Annotated in this window: 4 protein-coding genes and 1 pseudogene; 1 reads left to right on the top strand and 4 read right to left on the bottom strand. The window is 65.5% G+C overall.

Features of this window, described 5'->3' with window-relative positions; all coding sequences use genetic code 11:
* The first annotated feature begins 147 nt into the window (after positions 1–147).
* On the top strand, positions 148–912 hold the full coding sequence (locus ASG60_RS14100) for a metallophosphoesterase (RefSeq protein ID WP_056386259.1): 765 nt from the start codon (positions 148–150) through the stop codon (positions 910–912).
* 36 nt (positions 913–948) lie between these two features.
* Here the strand turns inward: ASG60_RS14100 and ASG60_RS14105 are convergent, their stop codons facing one another.
* The 4 genes and pseudogenes from ASG60_RS14105 to ASG60_RS23525 all read right to left on the bottom strand — a co-directional run.
* Positions 949–2,442 carry a DUF2235 domain-containing protein gene (locus ASG60_RS14105; protein ID WP_056386261.1) on the bottom strand — a complete coding sequence of 498 codons (1,494 nt, stop codon included), beginning with the start codon at positions 2,440–2,442 and terminating at the stop codon, positions 949–951.
* 415 nt (positions 2,443–2,857) lie between these two features.
* Entirely contained in the window at positions 2,858–3,229 is a 372-nt protein-coding gene (locus ASG60_RS14110) for a helix-turn-helix transcriptional regulator (RefSeq protein ID WP_056386263.1), read from the bottom strand.
* Between the two features lie 3 nt (positions 3,230–3,232).
* Positions 3,233–3,715, bottom strand: coding sequence for a hypothetical protein (locus ASG60_RS14115; protein WP_056386265.1), 483 nt, complete (start codon positions 3,713–3,715; stop codon positions 3,233–3,235).
* Between the two features lie 537 nt (positions 3,716–4,252).
* Positions 4,253–4,346: pseudogene (locus ASG60_RS23525) on the bottom strand (porin family protein); the annotation flags it as partial.

Genomic DNA, 4,346 nt, shown 5'->3' on the forward strand with positions numbered 1-4,346 from the left:
CAGATCAGCCCATTGCGCGTTGCTCAGCATCGTCCCTCCTCCATCAGAGAGACGAAAACGCAAGCCCAGCCAATCTGTTCAGGCGACGACAGGCCCTAAGGGTAGGGGGGACATGATCGCGTCGCCCACTGCCGCATAGGAGCCGCCTTGGCCAAGCTCTGGATCTTCTCCGACCTCCATCTCGAAGCCCTGCCGTATCCGGACCACTTCTGGCCCGAACCGCCTGCCTTCGACGTGCTGGTGGTGGCTGGCGATGTCTGGCAGGGCGATCCCGGCCGTGCCTTTGCTGTCCTGCGCCGGCTCGCCGGGGACAAGCCCGTCGTCTTCGTCATGGGCAACCACGAGCACTGGAACGGGGTCGTGGATGAGACCCTGATCCTCGCGCATATCCTGGCCGATCGGGCCGGCATCACCCTCCTCGACGGGGCGAGCGTCAGCATCGCCGGATGCCGCTTCGTCGGCACTACCCTGTGGAGCGACTACCGCCTCGCTGGCCACCTCGACCTCCGAACACCGACGGGCGAATCCATCGACGTCGCACATGACGAAACGGGGGGACATCACCTTCTCACACTGGGAGACGCCGCGGCTCTGCACCGCCGCGCCCGGGCTGGTCTCGGTGCGCAGATCGCAACCGATAACGGCGCCCTGCCTCTCGTCGTGGTCACCCACCATGCTCCGCATCCGGACTGCATCCATCCGAGCCAGCGCGGAACCTGGAACGCAGGCAACTCGGCTTCGGACCTGTCCGCCCTGACCGATTGCGGCCAAGTCAGCGTGTGGCTGCACGGGCATGTCCATCACAGCCTCGACCTGATCCGGCCGGGGGGAACCCGCATCTTGTGCAATCCGGCGGGGTCGGGATTTTCCAATCCGGCTTTCGATGAAGCGTACGTGGTCACGGTGAGCTAAAACCGGATGTAGCCGGGTCAGGGCGGTCGTTGGCGGCTACGGGTAGTGCTGATGCGTCTGGATGTGGTTGCGCAGCCCCTCCGGCCGGTATGGCTGGGTCACGTCGTAGTGCAGCACGCCGGGCGCTGGCACCTGGAACCGCTGCAGCACGGTCGGATGCAGCGGCGCGTTCCGCGGAACGGTCCTCACCCATGGCACCCACCCCAGCTCCTCGCGTTTCCAGATCCCCGTCAGGGTCAGCAACCGCACGAACCAGCCCGGCCAGCCAGCCACGGTGTTCTTGCGCTCGTCGTGCTGGGGGCCTTCGGCGTCGGGCCACAGATGCAGGACGGACCGGTCGATTTTCATCGGTTCGGGCAGCCCGGCCGCCTCGTCGATCATCCACGCCAGGGCGATATCGGACAGACGGGCCTCGTTCTCGGGATAACTGCCGCCGATGTCCGAATGCACCCCGGCGAACCACAGCTGGATGAGCTGGGTGTAGTCGCCACCGACCTTCTGGGTCGTCGTGGCCTCCTGAGGGGCAGCCTTCGGACCGGTGGTCCAAGCCACCTTGTCGAAATCCTTGCGGTTCTCATCGATCGCGAGGGCATGCCGGGCGTGCTGAACGTGCTCGTTGAGGGAGGTGTCGTAGAACTCCATCTGCCAGCCGGTGACGTGCAGGGTCTTGTACCAGGGCAGGTTGCTCTTGGTGGTGAACTTCACGTAGGTGCGCACGTAGGCGATCGCGCCGACGACCGCGCCCGCGGCACAGATCCACGCGAATGAGCGCCAGAAGAACGCGGTCCCGAAGGCCACGCCGAACCAGCTCAGCACCAGGTCCACGAGGAGCGCGAGCACTCCGAAAACCACGACGATTCCAGTGAGGAGGCCGAGCGCGCGTTTCGTCGTCAGCCCGACGGCGGCGACGGTATCCCAAACGCCGACGAAGTAGGGATAGGCGTTCGACAGGGCCGGATCTGTCGGCGCCACCGATGCATGGTCCTTCCGGAACCGGGCCGCCAACTCCAGGCGTACGTGCTTGAGCGGATCGTCCTTCTTCGAAGCGCCGAACTGATAGACGTGCTTGATGGCCTCCTTCGCAATCGCGTTCGCGGAGGCCGGATCGCGGCGCAGCGGTCTGCCCGGCCCGGCCTGAGTCGGCACGCCACACAAGGCCAGGGCCGCCCCGACACAGCGCACCGTGTAGGCTCCCCGACTGAATCCGATGAGATAGATCCGGTCCCCCGGCTCCCAGACCCGCAGGATGGCCGCGTAACAGTCGATGATGTTCTGGGTGATGCCCAGGCCCGTCGCAGAACCGAGGATGTTGTACAGGCGGCGCCACCAGCCGATCTTGATGTTGCTGCCGGCGGCCTTGGAGCCGAGGCCGACATCGTAGAACGCCACCTGCTCGGCCGGATCGATCGTAGTGTCCGGGCAGACCCGGGCGGCCCGGAACAGTTTGTAGACGTTGCTGCGGTTCTCGTCGGGCAGCAGGCCGCCGCTCTGGCCCGTGCCGTCCGAGAAGATCACGATGTTCTTGGCCATCCTCGCCTCCCCGTACGATTTCAGCGCATTCCAGCGGCGGCGATGACAGACCCGAGGCGTTCACACCCCAGAAGTCGGGCCTCGACGCGCCAGTGGTACCTTGCGAAGCCGAGCGTGGCAGCAAGGGAAGCCGAACACGTCTTGCCGATCGATGCCGTGAGCTCGCCCGTATGCTTTCAGCCTACCCCGCGGCAGCCAATCTTTATCGCCGCTTCCCGCACGAGTTGTCTAGTTTGATCGTTCAACCGGCTGGATCGGTCTGGTAGCAGGATCAAGCCGAAGGTGGCCGCAGAGCCGCCGTTTGCCTCACCTCGGATTGGATCTTCGGTTCACCCCGCGGCTGAACGATGACGGCCTCGAAGTGGCTGTCGATCGCGAAGGTCGCGGCTCGGCAAAACAGCGTCGGTCCAATCTGTCAGCGAATGCGGGTGAGCGAACGAACCAGGGCCAAGGCTTCACGTTGGTTGTCCGGGTTCGCAATCCCCGCATAGGCGCGTACCAGATCCGTTGCGCCCTCCGGGGCCAGCAGCGTCGACAGCCCGAAGCCGGGATCGTGCTCGCCCGCCAGCTCATCGAAGAAGGCCGAGATCGGCACCTCAAGCAGGGCCGCGAGCTTCGACAGGCGGTCGGGCCCGATACGGTTGAGGCCGCGCTCGTACTTCTGAATCTGCTGGAATGTTACCCCGAGGACGCCGGCCACCCTCGACTGGGTCATACCGCGGGCTTTGCGGAGGGCGACGAGGCGTGAGGCCGTCAGCTGGTCATCCGGGCTGATCTCTTTCGGCATGGCTCAGCGATACCACCCATCGGCCTGGAGACGCATGAGCAGTTCACCCGCCTGGAGCTGAGCGCGTCCGTCGCCTTGCTCCTCATCGAACCCGTACGCGAACATCGGCAGCAGCTGCCGCGTCGCCCGTTCCATCGCCGAACCCTCCCATAGGATCAGAACCTCGCGGTCAGTGAGGTCCTTCAGGAAGTACCACAGCGTGAGGGTCAGGCTGAGTGCCGGCTGCGTACGCCAATCCGCGACCACCTCCGAGGAGACCCTCTGGAGCCGCCGCACGATGGCGTCACGCTTCTTCGGAACCAGATCGGCGAGGGGCTCCAGGCAGGCGGTACGCAGGTTGGTGCATAGAGCCTCGATGTCGGCCTTGGCTTTCGCTGCCAGGGCCGGGTCGGCCGGCGTGAAGGTACCGGGTGCGGCGGCCAGGGCGTAGAGCAGATAGGCCGGGATCGCGAGCTCGATGCGCTGGCGATCGGTGAGAATGGGCATCGGTTCATCGCGGTCGGGCTGGGGCGAAGAACATAGGTTATACTCCGACACCTCCTTACCCCAAACGGGCAGAGGCTAGTCGAGGCCGGTCTGCGTGATCCCCGCGATGGTCGCAGCAAGGCGGCGCCTGTCCAGGGAGCCGGAGCGGGTACGCGTAGATCCGCTGGAGGGCATCGCTTCGCTCAATGGGACGTGCGAGGCGAGCATCGCCACCTCGAGCTGCGTCCGAACAGAGCCGTCGGCTAGGACGAACAAGCCGGCAATCGCGCAGCCCGACAGGCACAGGCCCGCAATGAGGTTTGGAATTCGAGGCACGGGCGCGATCCTGAGGATCCATTCCGTGTAACAGGCAGGACGGGCCCGCGATGCTACATGGATACCACGGCACCAGACCGTGCTGGTGTTATCCACCCTTCCAAAGGACAGCCCCCAAACAGCGACACCCCGAGGATTTCTCCTCGGGGTGTCGCCTCGACGCAAGCGGCCAGGTGATCGGGGCTGGGGACGCTCAGGCCGAACCTAAAGGTCCCGCAGGTCCTAGTACGAGCCGAACTTGTAGTTCAGGCCGGCGCGGACGACGGCGAACTCGGTGTCGCGGACCTGACGGCCACCGCTGGCCAGGACGACGCCG

This window comes from Methylobacterium sp. Leaf469 (assembly GCF_001424745.1).
Lineage (GTDB): Bacteria > Pseudomonadota > Alphaproteobacteria > Rhizobiales > Beijerinckiaceae > Methylobacterium.